The sequence below is a fragment of the Enhygromyxa salina genome (assembly GCF_002994635.1).
Classification (GTDB): Bacteria; Myxococcota_A; Polyangia; order Nannocystales; family Nannocystaceae; genus Plesiocystis; species Plesiocystis salina_B.
Genome location: NZ_PVNL01000117.1, coordinates 102,085 through 120,085, shown reverse-complemented (window position 1 = coordinate 120,085; position 18,001 = coordinate 102,085). Strand labels below are relative to the sequence as shown.

General features: G+C 69.3%; 15 protein-coding genes. 7 read left to right on the top strand and 8 right to left on the bottom strand.

Going from position 1 to position 18,001, the window contains the following annotated elements; all coding sequences use genetic code 11:
• Positions 1-73: 73 nt before the first annotated feature.
• Entirely contained in the window at positions 74-1,522 is a 1,449-nt protein-coding gene (locus ENSA7_RS46015) for a PQQ-binding-like beta-propeller repeat protein (protein WP_219908078.1), read from the bottom strand.
• Between the two features lie 102 nt (positions 1,523-1,624).
• On the opposite strand from ENSA7_RS46015, the gene ENSA7_RS29325 reads away from it, so the two are divergent.
• Positions 1,625-2,656, top strand: a complete 1,032-nt coding sequence (locus ENSA7_RS29325; protein WP_146158258.1) for a tetratricopeptide repeat protein — start codon at positions 1,625-1,627, stop codon at positions 2,654-2,656.
• 23 nt (positions 2,657-2,679) lie between these two features.
• Here the strand turns inward: ENSA7_RS29325 and ENSA7_RS29320 are convergent, their stop codons facing one another.
• Positions 2,680-3,834, bottom strand: coding sequence for an alpha/beta fold hydrolase (locus ENSA7_RS29320; protein ID WP_106092677.1), 1,155 nt, complete (start codon positions 3,832-3,834; stop codon positions 2,680-2,682).
• A 5-nt stretch (positions 3,835-3,839) separates the two neighbouring features.
• The gene (locus tag ENSA7_RS29315) at positions 3,840-4,847 is read right to left on the bottom strand and encodes an Rpn family recombination-promoting nuclease/putative transposase (RefSeq protein ID WP_106092676.1); all 1,008 of its coding nucleotides are present in this window, start codon (positions 4,845-4,847) and stop codon (positions 3,840-3,842) included.
• Positions 4,848-5,068: 221 nt separating this feature from the next.
• Here ENSA7_RS29315 and ENSA7_RS29310 point away from each other — a divergent pair, with 221 nt between their 5' ends.
• On the top strand, positions 5,069-5,806 hold the full coding sequence (locus tag ENSA7_RS29310; protein WP_146158257.1) for a hypothetical protein: 738 nt from the start codon (positions 5,069-5,071) through the stop codon (positions 5,804-5,806).
• Positions 5,807-5,827: 21 nt separating this feature from the next.
• Here the strand turns inward: ENSA7_RS29310 and ENSA7_RS29305 are convergent, their stop codons facing one another.
• The gene (locus ENSA7_RS29305; protein WP_106092674.1) at positions 5,828-6,964 is read right to left on the bottom strand and encodes a hypothetical protein; all 1,137 of its coding nucleotides are present in this window, start codon (positions 6,962-6,964) and stop codon (positions 5,828-5,830) included.
• Positions 6,965-7,010: 46 nt separating this feature from the next.
• Positions 7,011-8,426 carry an Ig-like domain-containing protein gene (locus tag ENSA7_RS29300; RefSeq protein ID WP_106092673.1) on the bottom strand — a complete coding sequence of 472 codons (1,416 nt, stop codon included), beginning with the start codon at positions 8,424-8,426 and terminating at the stop codon, positions 7,011-7,013.
• Positions 8,427-8,688: 262 nt separating this feature from the next.
• Here ENSA7_RS29300 and ENSA7_RS29295 point away from each other — a divergent pair, with 262 nt between their 5' ends.
• A complete protein-coding gene (locus tag ENSA7_RS29295) occupies positions 8,689-10,320 on the top strand; it encodes a CPBP family glutamic-type intramembrane protease (RefSeq protein WP_181234231.1) in 1,632 nt (543 codons plus the stop codon).
• Here ENSA7_RS29295 and ENSA7_RS29290 read toward each other — a convergent pair whose 3' ends face one another.
• Together ENSA7_RS29290 and ENSA7_RS29285 are read right to left on the bottom strand one after the other, a co-directional pair.
• On the bottom strand, positions 10,321-10,857 hold the full coding sequence (locus ENSA7_RS29290) for a hypothetical protein (RefSeq protein WP_146158256.1): 537 nt from the start codon (positions 10,855-10,857) through the stop codon (positions 10,321-10,323).
• Positions 10,858-10,912: 55 nt separating this feature from the next.
• The gene (locus tag ENSA7_RS29285; protein ID WP_181234230.1) at positions 10,913-11,590 is read right to left on the bottom strand and encodes a sterol desaturase family protein; all 678 of its coding nucleotides are present in this window, start codon (positions 11,588-11,590) and stop codon (positions 10,913-10,915) included.
• Between the two features lie 186 nt (positions 11,591-11,776).
• On the opposite strand from ENSA7_RS29285, the gene ENSA7_RS29280 reads away from it, so the two are divergent.
• The 4 genes from ENSA7_RS29280 (at position 11,777) to ENSA7_RS29265 (ending at position 17,305) form a co-directional block, all read left to right on the top strand.
• The gene (locus ENSA7_RS29280; RefSeq protein WP_106092669.1) at positions 11,777-14,656 is read left to right on the top strand and encodes a serine/threonine-protein kinase; all 2,880 of its coding nucleotides are present in this window, start codon (positions 11,777-11,779) and stop codon (positions 14,654-14,656) included.
• A 94-nt stretch (positions 14,657-14,750) separates the two neighbouring features.
• Entirely contained in the window at positions 14,751-14,930 is a 180-nt protein-coding gene (locus ENSA7_RS42615) for a hypothetical protein (protein ID WP_146158255.1), read from the top strand.
• Positions 14,931-14,979: 49 nt separating this feature from the next.
• A complete protein-coding gene (locus ENSA7_RS29270) occupies positions 14,980-16,119 on the top strand; it encodes a lamin tail domain-containing protein (protein WP_106092667.1) in 1,140 nt (379 codons plus the stop codon).
• A 70-nt stretch (positions 16,120-16,189) separates the two neighbouring features.
• Positions 16,190-17,305, top strand: a complete 1,116-nt coding sequence (locus tag ENSA7_RS29265) for a hypothetical protein (protein WP_146158254.1) — start codon at positions 16,190-16,192, stop codon at positions 17,303-17,305.
• Here ENSA7_RS29265 and ENSA7_RS29260 read toward each other — a convergent pair.
• A complete protein-coding gene (locus tag ENSA7_RS29260; RefSeq protein WP_106092665.1) occupies positions 17,280-17,942 on the bottom strand; it encodes a transglutaminase-like domain-containing protein in 663 nt (220 codons plus the stop codon). The genes ENSA7_RS29265 and ENSA7_RS29260 overlap by 26 nt on opposite strands.
• Positions 17,943-18,001 lie beyond the last annotated feature (59 nt).

Sequence of the window (18,001 nt, the reverse complement as noted above, 5' to 3'; positions counted from 1 at the left end):
CTTGGTGGACCCGGGCCCGGCCACTGTCGCCGAGCCTCAGGGTCGCTCGGGGCCTGTTGCTCAGGGCCTGTGCTCAGGGCATGAAGAAGCCGGTCCAGAGCGTGGTCGCGTTGCCCTGGCCAGCGGTCTCGATGCCGGTGAGGCCGAACCCCGCGGAGCCATAGCCGGCGCCGTCGATGTCGAGTGACGGCGGGATCAAGTTGCCGTCGTCGACCATGTGCGCGCTGCGGCAGACGATGTCGCCCGCGCCGTCGAGCTTGGCGACCCACGCCTCGCCCCAGTCGATGCCCTCGCCCGGCTCTTCGTTGGCGAACACACCGCCGACGCCGAGGTTGCCGTCCGCGTCGATGCCGAGCCCGCGGATCGTCCAATCGTCGCCCTCGTCGTCGTCGATCCAGTCTTGCTCGGTCTTGACCCACGCTTCGGTGCCGCCCTCGAATTTGTAGAGCCAGCCGCGGTAGGGGAAGTTGGTCTTCTCGAACGCGAAGTAGACGGTGTCGCCGTCGACGGCGACGTCGACTGGATCATAGGTCTGATTGCCGCCGGCCTGCGGCTGGGTCGTGGACAGCAAGGTGCCGCTGCCGTCGAACTCGAGCAGGGTCGCCTCCTGGGTGTTGAAGTCGACGTGCTCGCGGGCGGTCACCCAGATCGTGCCGTCGGCCGCGACCGCGACCGGACCCGAGCGATCCGTCGAGAAGTTGCCGTCGCCGGCGCCCGTCCACGTGGTGGTCCAGACCTCCTCGCCGCTGTCGGCCATGGCCTTGCGGACCCAGACGTCGTCGTCGCCCGTGGCCACCCGCGAGCGCCCGACTATGACGATCCCGCCGGTCGGATCCACGGCGATGCCCGTGGCCAGATCGTCGGCGTCCTCCATGACCATCATCGGGCCTTGAATCAGCTGTGACCAGGTCTCGTTGCCGGTCGCGCCGTCGAGGGCCGCGTACCACAGGTCGTCGTCGTCCGCGCCCTGCATCCACCCCGCGACATAGACCTCACCGCCGGCACCCAGGGCGATCGCCACGGCCGCGTCGTTGCCGTTGCCGCTGTCGAAGCTCTGACTCCACGCGACGCTGCCGTCGGGGTTCCACTTGACCGCCCACGCGTCGTTGTCGGCGTTGATCGTGATGCCGGCTCCATAGATGCTGCCGTCGGTGCCCACGGCCACGTCGAACGACCCGGCCGTGGAGTTGGGGACCGCCTCGCTCGCGGTCCAGACCAGGCCACACGCGCTGACCGTGCAGGTGGAAGAGCAGCCGTCACCGTCGTCGGTGTTGCCGTCGTCGCAGGCCTCGCCAGCGTCGAGGACCCCGTCGCCGCAGGAGGAGCCAGTGTCGCCGTCGCCGTCGCCGTCGCCGTCACCCGGATCGCCGTCGCCATCACCTGGGTCGCCGTCGCCGTCGCCGTCGCCGGTGTCGGTGTCGGTCGCGGTGGTGTCGGCCGGGACGTCGTCACTCGGACACGCGGTCAGAAGTAGCGCGCCGAGGCTCAGCGCAAAAGGCAAGCGATGTAGCGGGAGATTCATGTCGGGAGTTTCCCCACCGATGAGTGTGGGGTCAAGGATGGATGGCTGGTTGGCCCGCGACGGGTTCTTCAGGGCCGGGACCAACGATGTTAGCTTCAGGGCGTGCGCCGCTTGTTCCCGCTGCTGTCGTTCACGATCGCCGCCTCCTCGATCTGGACGCCGCTCATGATCCCGGGAACGGCCGACGCGAGCCCGCTTGGATTTGCCGGCCCCGCTCAGGGCGCCGCCGAAGATCCAGCGCTAGCGCAGGTCAGGGCGCTCTACAAACAAGGCGAGATCAAGTTTCAGACCGCTGAATACGAGCAGGCGCTGGAGCTGTGGATCCGCGCGTTTGGGATGCTGCCCGACGGCGAGGAGACCCGCGGGATCCGCCACGCGCTGGTCTACAACATGGCCGGAGCCCACAGCCGCGCGTACCAGATCAACCGCGATCCCGCGCACCTGCGCAAGGCCAAGATCCTGCTCGAAAATTACCGCGCGGATCATCGCGCGCTGTACGGCGATGAGGCCGAGGCGATCGCCGAGCGGACCGAGGTCGACGATCGCCTCACCGAACTCGACGACATGATCGCAGCGTCGGAGGCCGCCGGCGAGAAGTCGCCGATCGCCGCGGAGGTCGACACGAGCCCCGAACCCAGCGGCGTGGTGCCCCCGCCCGCGGTCGCGCCCCAGCGCATGAACCCACAGCAACAGTGGGAGGCCGAGGTCAAGGCCGACCCCACGCTCGGGCCGAGCTGGGCGCAGGGGCAAAAGCGGATCGTTGGTGGGGCCGTGCTCACTGGGCTCGGCAGCGTGTTCGCCATCATCTCGATCGGTGCGTTCGTCGTCGCGCCGTCGGCCGACGTGTTCGCGGGAGCGTTCTGGACCGGGGGCGCCGTGACCGGCGTGATCGGACTGGGGCTGCTGATCCCTGGCGGCCTGCTGATCGCCAAGGGCGGGTCGCAGCGGCGACAGGTGCTCGACACCAAGCCCAGGCCAATCGCTGGGTTGGCCCCAATCGTGTTACCTGGGCAAGTGGTCGGGCAATACACCGAGCAATTGGGCGGCCAATCACCAGCGCAACTGGCGGGGCAGCTGCCAGAGCAATCGGGGCAATTGGGCGGGGGCGGCCTCGGCTATACGCTTCGCTTTTGAGCCGATCCAAGCGGGCGGTGACCTCAGCGCGCGCCGGTCGAGATCAGGCCAATGTCACGCAAAAACCGGCCGACCTCGCGATGGTAGCGCTCGCGCTGCACCTGCCACGCGTGGCCACCGGGGAATCGAAAGTGACGCGGTCGATCCCAGTGCTCCCACAGCGCGCGGGTGTGCTCGGCGGTCACCAGCGTGTCGCCGAGCCCCGTGATGATCAACCGCCGATCCCACGCGACCTTGGGCCGGTGGGTCAGCGGTGAGTGCAGCGACCAAAAGTGGTGAAAGCGGGCCCGGGTCATGCCCAGCGCCTCGGCCTGCGCACGCATGCTGTCGCCGTTGCCGTGATCCCACAGCAGATGCGCCATCGAGGCCGGCGGCAGCACCGGGATCACGAAATCCAGGCGCTCGTCGATCGAGGCCATGAACGCCGACGTGTACCCGCCCAGCGACGAGCCCATCATGCCCAGCGGCGCGCCGTTGCGGGCCAGGATCAACGAGATCGCCGTGCGCAGCTCAATCGCGGTCTGGATGAACGCCTCGTTGGTGCGCACCAGGTCCGCAGATGGGTGCAGCTGCCCGCCCATGCGCGCCCGCGCCGGGGTTCGACGCGCGTGGAAGGGCGCGAGGTAGTAGTAGACGTCGAGCCCGAGCTCGTGAAACAGATGGGGCACGTTGTACTCGTGGCGGTGCATCCACCACGGACCTGCGCCCCAGCCGTGGGTGAGCAGGATGGTCGCGGGCGCCGGGTCGAGGTGCCGCCACGACCACAGATGGGTCTGGGCGATCTCGGGGTAGCTGGCGTACTCTTGCTCGTACTCCGGGTCGTAGGGCCGGTAGGGCGTGGCGAAGCTCAGGTGCTCGTTGAGCCCGACCTCGCGGCCGCGCACGAGCAAGGGTTGACGCTGGACCACGCGCGGCTTGGGGAGCACGGGCGGCGGCGCGAGCAGGCGCTGGGGATCGGCGAGCAGCGCTGGATCCACGTAGCGCTGCAGCCGGGTCACGAGCTGGTCGAACTGCTCGGGGATCAGCGGTGGCTGGCTGGCCAGGAACAGCCGGCGCAAGACCGCGAGCAAGATCTTGTCGGCCCCGCGGGTCGCAAACGCGACGAGCTTGTCTGGGATGGCGGGCGGCGCATGCATGCTCGCCACCGGCAGGGTCGACGCATCGGGTGGAGGGGTCATGCGCCTCAGTCAGCGAACACGGCCTCGATGGTGTCCGCGCTGAGGATTCGCTCGATGTAGCGCTCGAGCTGCGGCTCCGTCGCCGCCTGGATCTGCTCTGCATACGCGGCGGACAGCTCGCCGAATTTCAACGTCAGCAGCTTCCCGAGCGTAGCGACGCGGCCTTCTTGTCGGCCTTCTTGTCGGCCTTCTTGTCGGCCTTCTTGTCGGCCTTCTCGTCGGCCCTGCTCCATGCCTTCTTTGCGTAGCTCTTCAGCGATCGTCATGGCGACTTCCTCGACTTCCGGGATCTGCTCCTGGATTTTCGCACGAAAGGTAGTGAAGTGCATACCTCCCGAGACCAGAGCGATGTAGCGCAGGAGCTGCGCGACCGCATGCATCCCGTTTGGTGCACGCAGCGCCTTGCGCAGCTCACAGGCCCACTGCTCGAGCCCCTGCAACAGTCGGTCGGCGTCACGGCTGTCCCGAAGCAGCCACAGCGCCAGCTTGGGAAACGCCGCCAGCGCCCAACCACGCAGGTCTTCGTCGCTGAGCTCGGACAGGTCTTCGATGAGCAGCGAGAAGCTGGGCACGAACGCGCCGAGCCCCGGAACGGAGTCTGGATGTGGGGTGAACAGCTCGCCGAACGACGCGGGCGCGGTCCAGCCTCCGGGCGCGTGGGAGATGACCACCGGGATGATCAGCGGCAGCGGGAGCTTGTCCGTGCGGTGTTGATCATGGATGCGCACCAGCGACCTGAGCATGCGCAGCGGCATGTACTTGTCGGAGGTGCTCTGGTGCTCGAGCAACAGGTACAGCAGCGCCGGTGTGTCGCCGATCTGAACCGAGAAGAGGAGATCGCTGTGGGTGTCTTTGAGCTTGGGACCGATGAACGAGCCACGCTGGCGCTTGATCGTGTCCCAGGAGATGGCGTCGGACAGGGGGGGTGGGATGATTCGGCGGAGCAGGCCGACGGCGTGCGCGGGTGCATCGAAGGCGGCCTTGAACAGTGCGTCGTGAGGTCGTGGTGTCATGGGTCCGCTCTAGCATTCGGGGCTCGAGCGACTTGGGAGCACGCCTCGTGGGGGGAGATCAAAACGCGCGTCAGCGCCCTTGCATGGCTAGTTTGATCGGGCTCGCGGGGCCCCGAACTCGCCCGGTGGCTGGGATCCGGGCCACCTGCGATCGCGCGCGGAGTCGGTCATGACCAGTTGCAGGGGTGCATTCGGCACGAAGTTGAGCGAGAGTCGTGGGCATGACTCGGACTTGGTCTGTCCTCGCTTCGGCGCTCGCGCTGGTGTTCGCGCTGGGCTGCAGCCCCACTCCCTACAGCGAGGCGAACACCAGCGGCGAACAAGCGAGCAGCGCGGCCGAAGACAGCGAGACCGCTGGCGATACCCAGTCCGAGGGCGGCGACGACTCGGCGGACGCGGGCTGCATGGTTGGCTCCGACGGTTGTGCGTGCACACCGGGCGGTGGCTGTGATCCCGGCTTGGTCTGTGACGCCGACGTGTGTGGTGGTTGCCTCGTGGGCTCCGAGGGCTGCCCGTGCACGGGCGGCGGTGCCTGTGATCCCGGGCTCATGTGTGACGCCGGGTTGTGCCTGCCGGGCGCGAGCACGGGCGACGGGGATCCAACCGGCGACGGGGATCCAACCGGCGACGGGGATCCAACCGGCGACGGGGATCCAACCGGCGACGGGGATCCAACCGGCGACGGGGACGGGGACGGCGACTCGACCGGGGACGGGGACGGCGATCCGCTCATGTGCGACATGTTCCCAAATGGCTGTGATGTGGCCGACCCCCAGCTGTGCGTGTGCGAAGGCTGCAACAACAACGGTCAGTGCACGCAAGACGAGGACTGCGTCTGTCCCGACTGCACGGACAAGAATTACTGCATGGGCGATGCGTGCAGTGACAATGGGCAGTGCAGCCCCTACTTCGAGGGCTGCAGCTGCTCGGACTGCGCCGCTCACTCGGTCTGTGGGTAGCGAACGCGGGCAGCCGACGGGTCACCCGACGGGCGGGATCTCGTCACACTTGGCCGCGATCGCGTCGGCGAGCGTGTCGGCGAGCAGCGCGTTCATCTCGTCGGCGGCCTGCATCGCCGGGAGGTTGTCGTCGGGCAGCGGGGCGACCTGCGGGGGCTCGCTCATGCCCTCCAAGAAGTCGTCGAGCGGGAGGTTGCCCTGGGCATTGCACGCCGACTCGAGCAGAAAACCACCACCGATCACGCAGTCGAGCCCGCCGCAGCCGCTCTTGGCGGCGGCGACCTTGTCGAGCATGGCTTGGCCGCCGGACATGCCGTTGATCATCAGCGGGGTCTGATCGGGCTCGTCGGTCATGAAGAACACGACCAAGACAGCGCCCTCGTCGCGCACGAAGCCGGCGTTTGTGGCGTTGTTGGCCGGGTCGAACGCCCAGCCGGCGGGCGCGGTCGACATCTCGATGTTGGACCCACCGGTCCCGACCGCGGCGGCGTCGGAGAACCAGGTCTCGAGCGCGGCGGTCTGGGCGGCGTCGCCGACGTTGAAGCCAAAGTAGTGTTGGCCGCCGCCGGGATCGAACAGGCGCCCCTGCGCGCCGTTCTTGCCGGTGTTCTGCATGTCGGGCGTGATGTAAAAATTGTCGCTCGGCATCCCGTCGCCAGTGAAGGTGCACATGCCGTTGCTGATCATGGTGCTGCCTGATCCGGCGTAGCCCATCTCGGAGCTGGTCACGCCGACGTGGACGTTGGTGCCCTCGGGCAGCACGGCCGCGAGGGTGTCGGCGAACTGCGGGAACGCGAGGCCGAGCGCGGCCTGGTAGCCGCCCATGGAGACGGAGTTGTCGATCACGAACAGCAGATCGACGAAGTCGCAGCTCTCGTCCCCCGGGCCGTCGTCGACCCCCGTGTCGGCTGGGAGCACATCGAGCTTGACGCCGTCGCCGTCGCCGTCGCCGTCGCCAGGATCACCGTCGCCGTCGCCGTCACCCGAGTCGCCGTCGCCGTCGCCGTCACCGCTGCCGGTCCCGGTCTCGAGGGTCGTGGAGACGCCGGTGTCGATGCTCGCGGCGGTCGTGAATGGGTTGGGGTCGCCCTCGGCCGGCGAGCAGCTGATGAGCGCCAGGGCAGCGCAGGGGATGACGAGATGTGAAGCTTTGAGCATGGGTGCGATCGGTAGGTTGGAGTGGGGAGGTCGAGGGAATGAATGGCTATTGGCGCGGACGCAGGAGTGGCAGGCCAAGCAGCGTCAGCAGCATCCACGCGGGCGCCCGCGTGGGGAGCCCTTCACTGGCGCAGGCGCAGCCGCTGTCACTGTCGAGCCCAAACCCTGGCGGCAGGCCCCCGGAGACGCCGCCCGAGTCGCCCGTGCCGTCACCGCCCGAGTCCCCGCTGGAGTCGGCCCCCGAGTCGCCGCCCGAATCCGAGTCGGCTCCGCCCGAGTCCCCGCCGGAGTCCCCGCCCGAGTCCGAGTCGGCTCCGCCGTCGCCGGGCATGCCGCCATCCTCGACGACGATCCCGATCACGGGGCTCATCGCGGCGTTGTCCCATTCGTCGGCGGCGACGCAGTAGATCTCGTAGCTGCCCTCGGGGATGTTGGTGACCTCCCAGGCGAACGGCGGCGCGGCCTTGGTCCCGCCCATCTGCGCGCCGTCGATCCACAGCTGAACCGAGGCGAGGTCCTGGTTGTCGTTGGCCTGGCAGGTGATCGTGAAGTCGGCGCCGATCTCGAAGGTGTCGCCGTCGTAGGGGTAGCTGACCACCACGTTGGGCGCCTCGGTGTCGGGGTCGTTGGCCCCGAACATGCCGAGCAATTCTTGGTAGGAGTTTTGCTGGCCTGCGTTGCAAAACTGCTGATGCTGGGGGTTGCACTGGATCGGCTGACCGTTGCCGCTGACCAGGCCAATGCAGGTGTCCGTGAAGCTCGGATTCCCGCCCTGGTTGTAGGGATTCATGATGTCCGAGCTGCTGCTGACATGCTCGAGCCCGTAGGCGTGGGCGACCTCCTGGCTGATCGTCGTGGCCTGGGTGTTGGCGCCGAACTGATTGAGCTGGTTGGCGCTGTGGAACGCGAACACCACGTTGCTCGGCATCTGGTCGTTGCAGTCGAGCGGCGCGATACCCAGCACGCCGTTGCCGAACGGGTGGTTGGCCGGCCCGGTCAAGCACATGGTGTAGGTGCCGCTCACGGGCCGCGTCTGGGTGACAACGACGTTGAACGGCGCCCAGTCCTGCTTGGTCGCGTCCATGACCGACTGGCGCTGCGCCGGCGTCCCGCCCCACGCCGGATAGTTGCCCGAGAACCCGTATTGGCAGGCGATCCACGAGGAATTGGCGACGGCGTCGTCATTGCCATTGCAGATGATGTTGGTGCCGTCCATGTTGACATAGACGTACTCGGGCTCGGCGGTGGGCGTGGGTGCTGGGCCGCCGCCGTCGACGATCATGTTGGCGGGGATCGGGACCGACAAGCGGGTGTACTCGGGCGCCTCGGCGGCGCCGGCCCCTGCCGGCGGTGGGCTGGCGGCCGCATGTTCGGCACCGACCAATATCGCTCCGATCGCGCAGGTGACCGTCGTGGCAACCAGCGCCACGCAGCCGAGCTGACGTTTGGTTTGGCTAGACATGACCCACACTGCTTTCAGCTCGGGCGAGGCTTCTCGCCCGCTTGCGGACACCTTCTGGGACTGGTTTACTGGGGGTAGCTAACTGAATACCAGCCAAAAGCTGTGAAAAGCAACATCAATGGCGGAACCTGGCGTCCAGCTCTGCCATGATCGTGCTGCGAACTGCGTGTATTTCCTCGCTCGATATGCGCGATCGCTGCGGACGCCCTTCGCTATTGGTCGGCCCGACGGTAGGCTCGCGCGGGGGAACCCGGTTCAAACAATGGATGAAGCGCGCACGGGCTGTTTGGTGATCGCGGTCGCGGGCGGGACGGGGTTTGTCGGTCGCCACGTCGTCGCGCAGCTGCTCGCCGCCGGCCATGCCGTCGTGGTCCTGGCCCGGGCGCCCCACGGGTTGCCCAGCAGCATCGCGGACGCGCGATTGCGGGCCGTCGATCTGTCGAGGGGGGTCGATCCACAGCTGCTCGAGGGCTGCGAGATCCTGATCAACCTGGTCGGCATCAAGCGCGAGACGGCCGGGTGGAGCTGGGAGCGGGCTCACGTCGAGCTCCCCGAGCAGCTGGCCGAGGCGGCGCGGCGGGCTGGATTGTCGCGGATGATCCACGTGTCGGTCGCGGGCAGCGATCGCGCGGGCGCGGGCGCGGGCGCGTACCTCGACAGCAAGGCCCGCGGGGACCAGCGGCTGCGCGCGCGGACGGACGGCCCGGCGATCACGATCCTGCGACCGGGGGTGATCTACGGGCGCGGCGACGATCTGCTGCGAAACCTCGCCGACTCGATCCGCGCGGCGCCAGTGTTTCCGGCCCCGCGCGGCGGACGATCCTCGATTCAGCCGATCGCGGTCGAGGATCTCGCCGACGCGGTGATGCGCTGCGTCGAGCAGCCAGCGTCGAGCGGGCGGGACTACGATCTCGTCGGTCCCGAGCGGCTCGAGCTGCGCGAGCTCGTGGACAGGGTCGCGAGCTGTCCGGTGGTCGCGCGGCGCTGCGTGGTCGTGCCCGCGCCGTTGGTGGTCCAGCGCGCGGTCGCTCGCGTGCTCGAGCGTGCGTCGGCCGATCCCTTGATCACGCGCTCGCAGCTGGAGCTGCTCGCGGCTGGGGTCGTCGGGGATCCAGAGCCGGCGCGGACCGAGCTCGGCCTCCAGCCTGACCCGCTCGATCGAGCCGCAATCACCCACGCGCTCGCCGAGTTCAAGCCGCGCCTGCCGAGCGTCCGCCTGGTCCCGGATCCAGCGGCCGCGCTCGAGCTGCGCGATCTGGCGGGCCACCGGACCGAGCGCTGGAGGCTCGCCTGGTTCGCCGCGCTCGCGGTCGGCGGCCTGCTCGCGGGGCCGTGGTTGCCGGGCTCGGTGTGGACCCGGATGGCCGGACTCGAGGGGGTCTTGTCGCTGCTGGCGCTCACGCTGCTGGGCCTGCGCTGGGCTCGGCTGTGGCGCCCGAGCGCGGCCGCGCTCGGGTGGGGCGTCGGCGCGGGGGTGGTGATGTGGGCCGGCGCGTTCGGGGTCGCGGCCGCGCTCGCTCGACTCGCGCCCGAGCTCTGGTCAGAGACGACGACGCTCTACGCCTGGTCCGACCAGCTCACGCTCGCGCCCCCGCTCGCGCTCGGATTGCTGACGTTGATCGTGGCCGGCGAGGAGGTGGTCTGGCGCGGGGCGCTCGGCGTCGCCCTGGCGGGCCGAAGTGACCGAATGGGGCCGTGGTCGGCGGTGCTGCTGTCGTCGGCGCTGTTCACGATCGCCCACCTGAGCACCGGCCCACCCGTGCTCGCGATCGCGGCGGCCCTGGCTGGCGGCGCGTGGACCTGGCTGGCGATCCGCACGCGCTCGCTGTTCGCCCCGTTCGTGGCGCATCTGGGCTGGGACGCCGCGCTGCTGTGGCTGACGCCGCTCTCGTGACTACTCGGACAGGTGGCAGCTGAGGCAGCCGAACTCGCCCTTGCCCGTGGTCACGTCGGTCTCTTTCCCGAGCAGCTCCGCCATCTGTGGGAGCACGCTCGAGACCATGAACTTGGTCATCTCTTCGTCGAGATCCATGCCGGACTGGATCGGGTTGTCGGGGTTGAGCGGCGTGAGGTCGTTGGGGATCTTGAAGTCGACCTCTTTGTAGTCTTCGCCGTGGCAATTGGCGCACTTGAAGGTGTCGAAGCCCTGGCCCTTGAACGACTCTTTCATCTCGGGCAGCACCTTGGTGCCCATGAAGGTCATGCGTTCGCCGCGATCCATGTCTGCCCAGGTCGCGGGGGCCTCCTCGGCCGGCGCTGCCGCGGCAGCGTCGTCGCCTCCGGAGTCGGCAGCCCCGCCGCTGGTCGTCGAGGGATCGTCGGTGGCGGGCTTGCTCTTGTCGCAACCGCTCAGGTTGGTCAGACCAAGGCCCGCGGTCAGCAGCAAGCAAAGAGAGATCGTGAGGCTCGAGGATAGATTTCGGATGCGCATGGTCGAGATCTTCGACCCTTTGCTACCACAAAAGCTGCGCCTCGCGCGAGTCGCCTCAAGCGTCGGCGCGCGGCGACTTCTCCAGGGTCCCAAACAGCCAGTCGCACAGCGGGAACGCGAAATTGAAGTTGGCCCGGCGCATCTTGGCGGCGTCGTGGTGGAGCCCGTGGTGGGCACGCGCGAACCGGATCAGCGGTAGCCGCCCGAGCGGGCTGTCTTCCGGCATGTGCGCACTGAGGTGCATCCACTCGTAGACCAGATAGTAGAACACGACGGCGGCGTACATCAGCAGCGCGACGTCGCGGCCGAACAACAGATAAGTAGCGAGCGCCATCGGCACCCCGATCAAGCCGACGAAGAACAGCGACATCCAGGCGGGAAATAGCGTCACGTGAAAGTCGCGGGGGCTGTCGACCGCCATCAGCTCGTGCGAGAAGAATCGGTGGTGGTGGCTGGTGTGGCGCCGGTACAGGCGCCCAATCCCGACGCTGAGGTGATGCATCGGCCCGCGGTGGACCGCGTACTCGATCAGGTTGGCCAGCGCCCACGCGGCCGGGACGACGAGCAGCTCGGTCCAGCAAAAGCTGACGATCATCGCCAGCGCGATGCAGATCGCGGTGACGCAGATCGCGGTCAGCGTCGCGAGGTGCAGCCAGCCGCCATAGCGCTCGCTGATCCACTCTGCGCGGTAGTCGTCTCGGTATGCGCGGACGCGGTCGGGAGTGAGGGCCACGAACGCAACGTAACATGCGGTGTTGTCGGAGCCTCGCGCAAACATGGCCCAAGTGTCGACACTGGGGAGTTTCGACCCACGGTCCGAGGGTTCTGCGGCGACGTGAGTTGGGCCATCAAAATTCCGTGACGATCTCTGTCCTTTCGAACACTACCTGTGGGCTCGGGCGGTGCCCGGAATCCATTGATGACCGCGTCGCCGTCACCAGAGCTGGACACCAGCCACCTCGCAACCGAGACCCTCTCGCGTGACGGGCAGGCCTACGCGACCCGCTCGTCCCGCGGCGAGCGTGGCCTCGCCGGGGGCGAGGGCCGTGAGACGGTCCCCAGCATCCGCCTGTGTGGTGACGCTGGGAGCTCGGCGGCGCCGGGCTCGATCATCGGCCGCTACATGATCCGCGACCGGCTGGGCGCGGGCGGCATGGGCGAGGTGTTCTCGGCCCACGACCTCGAGCTCGATCGCGTCGTCGCCCTCAAGTTGATCCACCATCGTGGCGGCGCCGGCACCCGAACCTCGATCGGTCACGAGTGCGAGCGGCTCCGGCTCGAGGCGCAGTCGCTCGCGCGGCTGTCTCACCCCAACGTCGTGCAGGTGTACGAGGTCGGGCGCCACCAAGGTCGGACCTTCCTGGCGATGGAGCTGATCAACGGGCCGACCCTGGCCGACTGGGAGCCCGACTCGCTCGCCGAGCTGGTCTCGATCTACGCGCAGGCCGGGCGCGGGCTCGCGGCTGCCCACGCGGCCGGCCTGGCCCACCGCGACTTCAAGCCCAGCAACGTGCTGATCGGCGCCGAGGGGCGGGTCCGGGTCGTCGACTTTGGCCTGGCCGTCGCCAAGCAGCTGATCGTCGAGGCCGCCCCCACGATCGGCGACGAGAGCGACGACAATCGGGCCGCCACCAGGAGCCTGGCGGGTCCCGGCACGCTGCCCTACATGGCCCCGGAGCAGGCGTTCATGGGCACGGGCGGGGCCCTGGCCGATCAGTTCAGCTTCTGTGTCTCGCTGTTCGAGGCGATCTACGGCGCGCGCCCATTCCCGGCCCAGGGCGTGATGGAGCTGCTCTATCGACTCGACACTTGCGCGGTCGAGTTCCCGCTCGAGCCACCCAAATTTACCGTGCCGCGCTGGCTGAAGCGCCTGTTGTTGCGCGGGCTCTCGCGTCGCCCCGAGCATCGGTTCGAGACCATGGACGCACTGGTCGCGGAGCTGAGCCGCGATCGCCGAGCGATCTGGCGGCGAGCGGCGTTCGCTGGGGTCGTCGCGGGCATGACCGCGCTCGCGGTGCTGGCCGGCTCGAAGGCGCTGCGATCCGACGCGGGGGTCCAGCCGCCCGAGCCGGTGCTCGATGGGGTCTGGGACGCCCAGCGCCGCGACGAGCTGTCGCAGGCGTTCGCTCGGCTGGCGCGACCCGGTGAGGCTCCTGTCGCCGGCTCCCCTGGATCGGCTCCTGTCGCCGGCCCCGCTGGCTCGGGGGCGACCCCGGCGTGGGCCGCGGGCAGCGAGGCCACGGTGCTCGCCGAGCTCGATGACTGGTCGCAGCGGTGGCTGAGCGAGGCCCGCGACGGCGAGCATCTCCAAGATCCCCTGGCCCGCGACGCGGTCCGGGCCTGTCTCGCCGGCCAGCGCGAGCAGGTGAACTTCACGATCAAGGCGTTGCTCACCGGTGACTCGGTGCTGCTCGAGGGCGCGGTCGCGGCCGTCGACGCGCTGCCCGAGCCCTCGCGCTGTGATGCCCAGCATGCCTCCGCGGTCGCGCGCGCCGACGCGGAGCTGATCGTGCCCGCGCTGCACGAGCTGGCCCAGGCGGCCGCCCAGCGCGGGCTGGGCCACGTCGAGCTGGCCCGGGTCAGCGCGGACTCGGTGCTTCGCCAGGCTCAGGCGCACGGGTGGCCGAGCGTCGAGCTCGCGGCCCTGCGCCAGCGCGGCCTCGCCGAGATCGACGCCGGGCGCGGCGCGGCTGGACGCGCGGACCTCGAGCGCGCCCGCGAGCTGGCGATCCGCACGGGCGACCACCGGACCGAGGCCGAGCTGTGGGTCGAGATCGTGTGGGCTGGACGCAGGCTCGACAACCTCGAGCTGCGCCGGGACCGACTGAACACGGCGCGCGCCCACGTCGACGCGCTGCTGGGTGCGAGCGACTCGAGCGAGGCCAACCGCCACGCGCAGCTGTTGCAGGCGACCGTGCGGCTGAGCTCGGCCCTGGATCACATGGACACCGGTGAGCCGGCGCGGGCCGAGTCGCTGCTGCACGAGGGTCTTCGCCAGCTCGACGGCATCGAGGCCGGTGACTCGATCCTCGCGATCGATCACCTGCACGCGCTCGCCCGGGCCCGCGATCAAGCGGGCCTGTTCGAGCAGGCCGACTATGACTATCGCCGCGCGCTCGCCCGCGCCGAGCGGGTCCGCGGTCGAGATCATCCCAGCAACGCGCGGATCTGGCATGACGCGGGGGCGCTGGCCCACGAGCGCGGTGAGCTCGAGCTCGCGCGCGAGCGACTGGGTCGGGCCCGCGACATTCGGGCGGCCGCGCTGCGAGTCGATCACCCCGAGCTCGCGCGCAGCGAGCTGGGCCTGGCCTCGCTCGAGTTCGTGGCTCAGCGCTACGACCTCGCCAAGCGCCACGCCGAGCTGGCGCTGCGCTCGCTCGAGCGCTCGACCGGTGACCGCGACGCGCTGCCCGAGACCCTCCGGCTGCTCGGTCAGCTCGAGGCCCGGGAGTCTCGCTGGGACGCGGCCGTGGACTACTACGAGCGGGCGCTCGCGCTGATGCCCACCCCTGGAATTCAGCGCTCGCTCGTCGAGCTCGAGCTTGGCAAGTCGCTCGCCGCGCTCGGCCACCACCAGCGCGCGCTCCCCCTGATCGACGCCGCGCTGCCGCCGATCGCCGCGCGGCTCGGGCCTGCCCAGTGCCACCAGATGGTGCGCAGCTACGAGCGCCACGCCGAGAGCTCGCTGAGCCTGGGCCTGCCTGCGCAGGCGATCACCAGCCTCGAGAGCGGGCTCGCGTGCGCCAAAGATCCCAACACCCGCGCGCGGCTCGAGGCTGAGCTGCAGCGGCTTCGCTGACCAACCCACTCGTCGCCATGGCACGGCGCCCTCGTGGCCCTCATGCACGGCTCTGCGCCCGGCGACTTCCCCAGTTCACACGAGAGACTCGCCCATGCCGACCACCAGCACCGCCACGACCACCGACCCCCGCGACACGAGCACGAGCACGAGCACGACCACGTCTTCGTCGTCGTCCACGACCGGCGTCACCTCTGGCACGACCTCGAGCCGCGGGGACGACGACGACGACCCCAACGGCGGGATCGTGATCATCGGCCGCGGCGGTCCCTGAGCTCGCGGACCGCTTGCCACGTCCCCCAACCGGGTGACATTCTGTGCCTGTGTCTGGGCGCGGTCAGATCTTCGGTCACTCGGCTCGGCTGATCGCGCTGGCTCCCTCGCTGCTGTTCACCCTCGGCTGCAGTCGCGTCGTGCCGGCGTTCACCGACGACGGTGGCTCGGACGAGAGCCCCCAGCTCGATCCGTATCCGTACGCGACCCAGGGCTGGAGCAGCGACGACTCGAGCAGCAGCGACGACTCGAGCACCACCGACGACTCGACCGACACGGACACAGACACGGATACGGACACGGACACGGACTGGGTCCCCGACGTGCCCCAAGACACCAGCTGCGATCCGCTCCTGCAGGACTGCCCGCCCGACCAGGGCTGCTACTGGCACGGCGACTTCGAAGGGTTTGGCTGCCGCGCGTTCGGCAATGAGGCGGGTCACGGCGAGCCTTGCTGGGACTCCGCGGTCGACTGCGCGCCGGGTCTTTGGTGTGTCCCCGAGCCCAGCTACCCCGGCGGCTGCGGCAATCGGGCGGGCTGCTGCACCTTGCTGTGCGACGTCGAGCTCGGCGAGGCGGGCTGCGGGGTGCCAGGGTTTGGCTGCTCGGGCCTCGACACGCCGCTCAACCCGAGCCTGGGCGCGTGTATTGGCGCGACGGACGTCGCGCCGGGCGAGCTGCAGATCGTCGAGATCTTCGCGGACCCGCCCGGGGTCACGATCTCCGAGATGCCCTTCGAGTTCGTGGAGATCATCAACCTGTCCGACCAGGAGCTCGACCTGGGGCTGTTGTCGTTCGGCGACTACATCAACCAGAGCGCCGACAGCATTCAGGACAACTTCGACGTGGTCGCGGGTGATGGCGGCTGCGCCCAGATCAGCCAGACCTGCCTGGCGCCAGGCCGGCGCGCGCTGTTCGTCGGCAACGGCTACGTCGGCGGGATCGGCAGCGCGCTGGTGCTCAGCTCACACACGGCCCACATTTTCGGGGCGCTGCTGCAGCCGTTCACGCGGATCAAGCTGTATCACGCGGGACAAGACGGCGAGCTGTTGATCAGCACCTACCGCTCGTGGAACGACCCCGACATCGGCCCGTGGCCGGTCGATGAGCAGCCGATCCATCGCGTGGACCCGGCCGGCCCCGACATCCCCGAGAATTGGGTGTCAGGCCCCGCGACGCCGGGCTTTTGAGCGCCGATCAGCTGTGAGTCGGCTCGTCGGGTGCCTGTAGGAGCCGGACAGAATTCGATACTCTCCCCCGATGGCACGCTCCCGCTTGGTTCCCGCCCAGACTCGCCGATCGCTGCCCCGCTGGCGGGCCTTCACGCTCGGCCTCGCCCTGTCCCTGCCCGCGCTGGGTGGCTGCCAGAAGCTCGATGAGCTGAGCAAGGCGGCCGACCCCAACGCGCCGATCGAGGTCGACATGGCGCGGCTGACCACGGAGTTCGAGAGCCGGGCGGGCACGGCCGCCAGCGCACCCGCGGTCGAGGCCGCCGCGACCGCGTGCTTCGAGACGGTCTCGCAGGATCCCCAGGTTGGCGCGGCCGGTGACCGGATCATGAGCGCGCTCGCCCAGTCGCCCAAGCTCGCGAGCGTCGGCGAGTCGATCATCGGGGCGCTCGGCGAGTCCAAGCGGCTGCAGCAGATCGTGCTCGACCTGATGGCTCAAAACCCACAGATGGGCGCCGAGGCGGTCGGCGAGGCGGTCGGGCAGCGGATCGAGAAGGTCACGAGCGGCCCGGCGTTCGACCAGGCGTTCGACAAGAGCTTCGACAAGGTGCTCGCGGCGCCCTCGGTCGTCGCCGCGCTCGGCCGGCTGCAGGTCGCGGTGGCCAACAACCCCTACCTGGTCGGGATCGTCCGTGACGCGGTCGAGAAGGGCGAGCAACAGGCCAACTGGACCGCGCGACTGACCGAGCTCAACGGCGGCAAGCGGCCCAGCTCGAGCGAGGCCACCGCGCTGTTGCTCGAGCACTGGTTCACGACCGCCCGGCTCGAGCGCTTCTACGTCGATCTGTTCAGCCTGCCCGCGACCCAGGACCAAGTTGCGATCGCCGTGGTCAAGCTGCTCGACTCGCCCGCGTTCATCGGCCACCTGGTCGACGCGCTCGAGTCCGTGGCCCGCGAGCCCGAAGTTCAGCAGCAGATCATCGATACGCTCAACGCCATGCTGCTCGACGATCCCAGCGAGGCTGACCTCACGGCCGTGCTCGATCCGCTGCTGACCCGGCCGGGGTTCACGGACGCGCTCGCCGGGCTGATCGACGCGCTGGTTCAAGACCCCGCGCTCGCGCCGATCGGCGTGGCCGCGCTCGAGGCGATCGCCAAGGACGAGTCGGTGGGCGCGCTCGTCAACGATCTGCTGACTGACTGGTAGGGCGCGGCCAGGCCCCGGTCGCCATGATCGCGGGGTAGTGCAGCCGCCACGCGGCGACCATGGCGTCGACGGGGATCTCGGCGTGGACGCCGTGGTCCGTCACGTACTCCATGAACTGGCCGCCGCCCCGATCGTAGGCCTGAAACACGCTGTCTTCGACGCCATCGAACTCCAGCGGCGCGACGGCGAGCCGCTCACACAGCTCGCGGTTGAACGCGGGCGTGGCCGCGACCCAGCGCTCGCCCAGCCACAGCTCGGTATAGCCGTGATAGACCAGCAAGTCGGTGCCCAGGTGGGCCTCGAGCCGGGCCGTGCCGATGTGATTGCGGACGTTCGCAAAGTGTAGCCGGCTGGGCACACCGATCGCCCGGGCACAGGCCGCGAGCAGGGTCGCCTTGTCCACGCAGTGCCCCCCCAGCGACCGGTCGCGCAGCAGCAGGTGGCTGGCGCTGAAGTGCTCCGGCTCGAAGGTGACGTTCCAGGGGTTGTAGCGAAACCCGTCGCGGACCGCGTAGTACAGCGCGACGACCCGCTCGCGCGCCGTCGCGCCCACGCCATGCTCGCGGGCGTAGCTGAGCACCGCCGGGTGATCACTGTCGACGAAGCGGTTTGCAGTCGAGTAGGCCGGGTCGAGCACAGGCGAGGATGATAGTCCCGGCCCGCCGGCTTCGCACCTGGCGTGGCTGTCGGCCTCGC

Coding starts and splice junctions, on each gene's coding strand:
- ENSA7_RS46015 (WP_219908078.1), bottom strand. CDS start 1,522: ATGAATCTCCCGCTACATCGCTTGCCTTTTGCGCTGAGCCTCGGCGCG.
- ENSA7_RS29320 (WP_106092677.1), bottom strand. CDS start 3,834: ATGACCCCTCCACCCGATGCGTCGACCCTGCCGGTGGCGAGCATGCAT.
- ENSA7_RS29315 (WP_106092676.1), bottom strand. CDS start 4,847: ATGACACCACGACCTCACGACGCACTGTTCAAGGCCGCCTTCGATGCA.
- ENSA7_RS29310 (WP_146158257.1), top strand. CDS start 5,069: ATGACTCGGACTTGGTCTGTCCTCGCTTCGGCGCTCGCGCTGGTGTTC.
- ENSA7_RS29305 (WP_106092674.1), bottom strand. CDS start 6,964: ATGCTCAAAGCTTCACATCTCGTCATCCCCTGCGCTGCCCTGGCGCTC.
- ENSA7_RS29300 (WP_106092673.1), bottom strand. CDS start 8,426: ATGTCTAGCCAAACCAAACGTCAGCTCGGCTGCGTGGCGCTGGTTGCC.
- ENSA7_RS29295 (WP_181234231.1), top strand. CDS start 8,689: ATGGATGAAGCGCGCACGGGCTGTTTGGTGATCGCGGTCGCGGGCGGG.
- ENSA7_RS29290 (WP_146158256.1), bottom strand. CDS start 10,857: ATGCGCATCCGAAATCTATCCTCGAGCCTCACGATCTCTCTTTGCTTG.
- ENSA7_RS29280 (WP_106092669.1), top strand. CDS start 11,777: ATGACCGCGTCGCCGTCACCAGAGCTGGACACCAGCCACCTCGCAACC.
- ENSA7_RS42615 (WP_146158255.1), top strand. CDS start 14,751: ATGCCGACCACCAGCACCGCCACGACCACCGACCCCCGCGACACGAGC.
- ENSA7_RS29265 (WP_146158254.1), top strand. CDS start 16,190: ATGGCACGCTCCCGCTTGGTTCCCGCCCAGACTCGCCGATCGCTGCCC.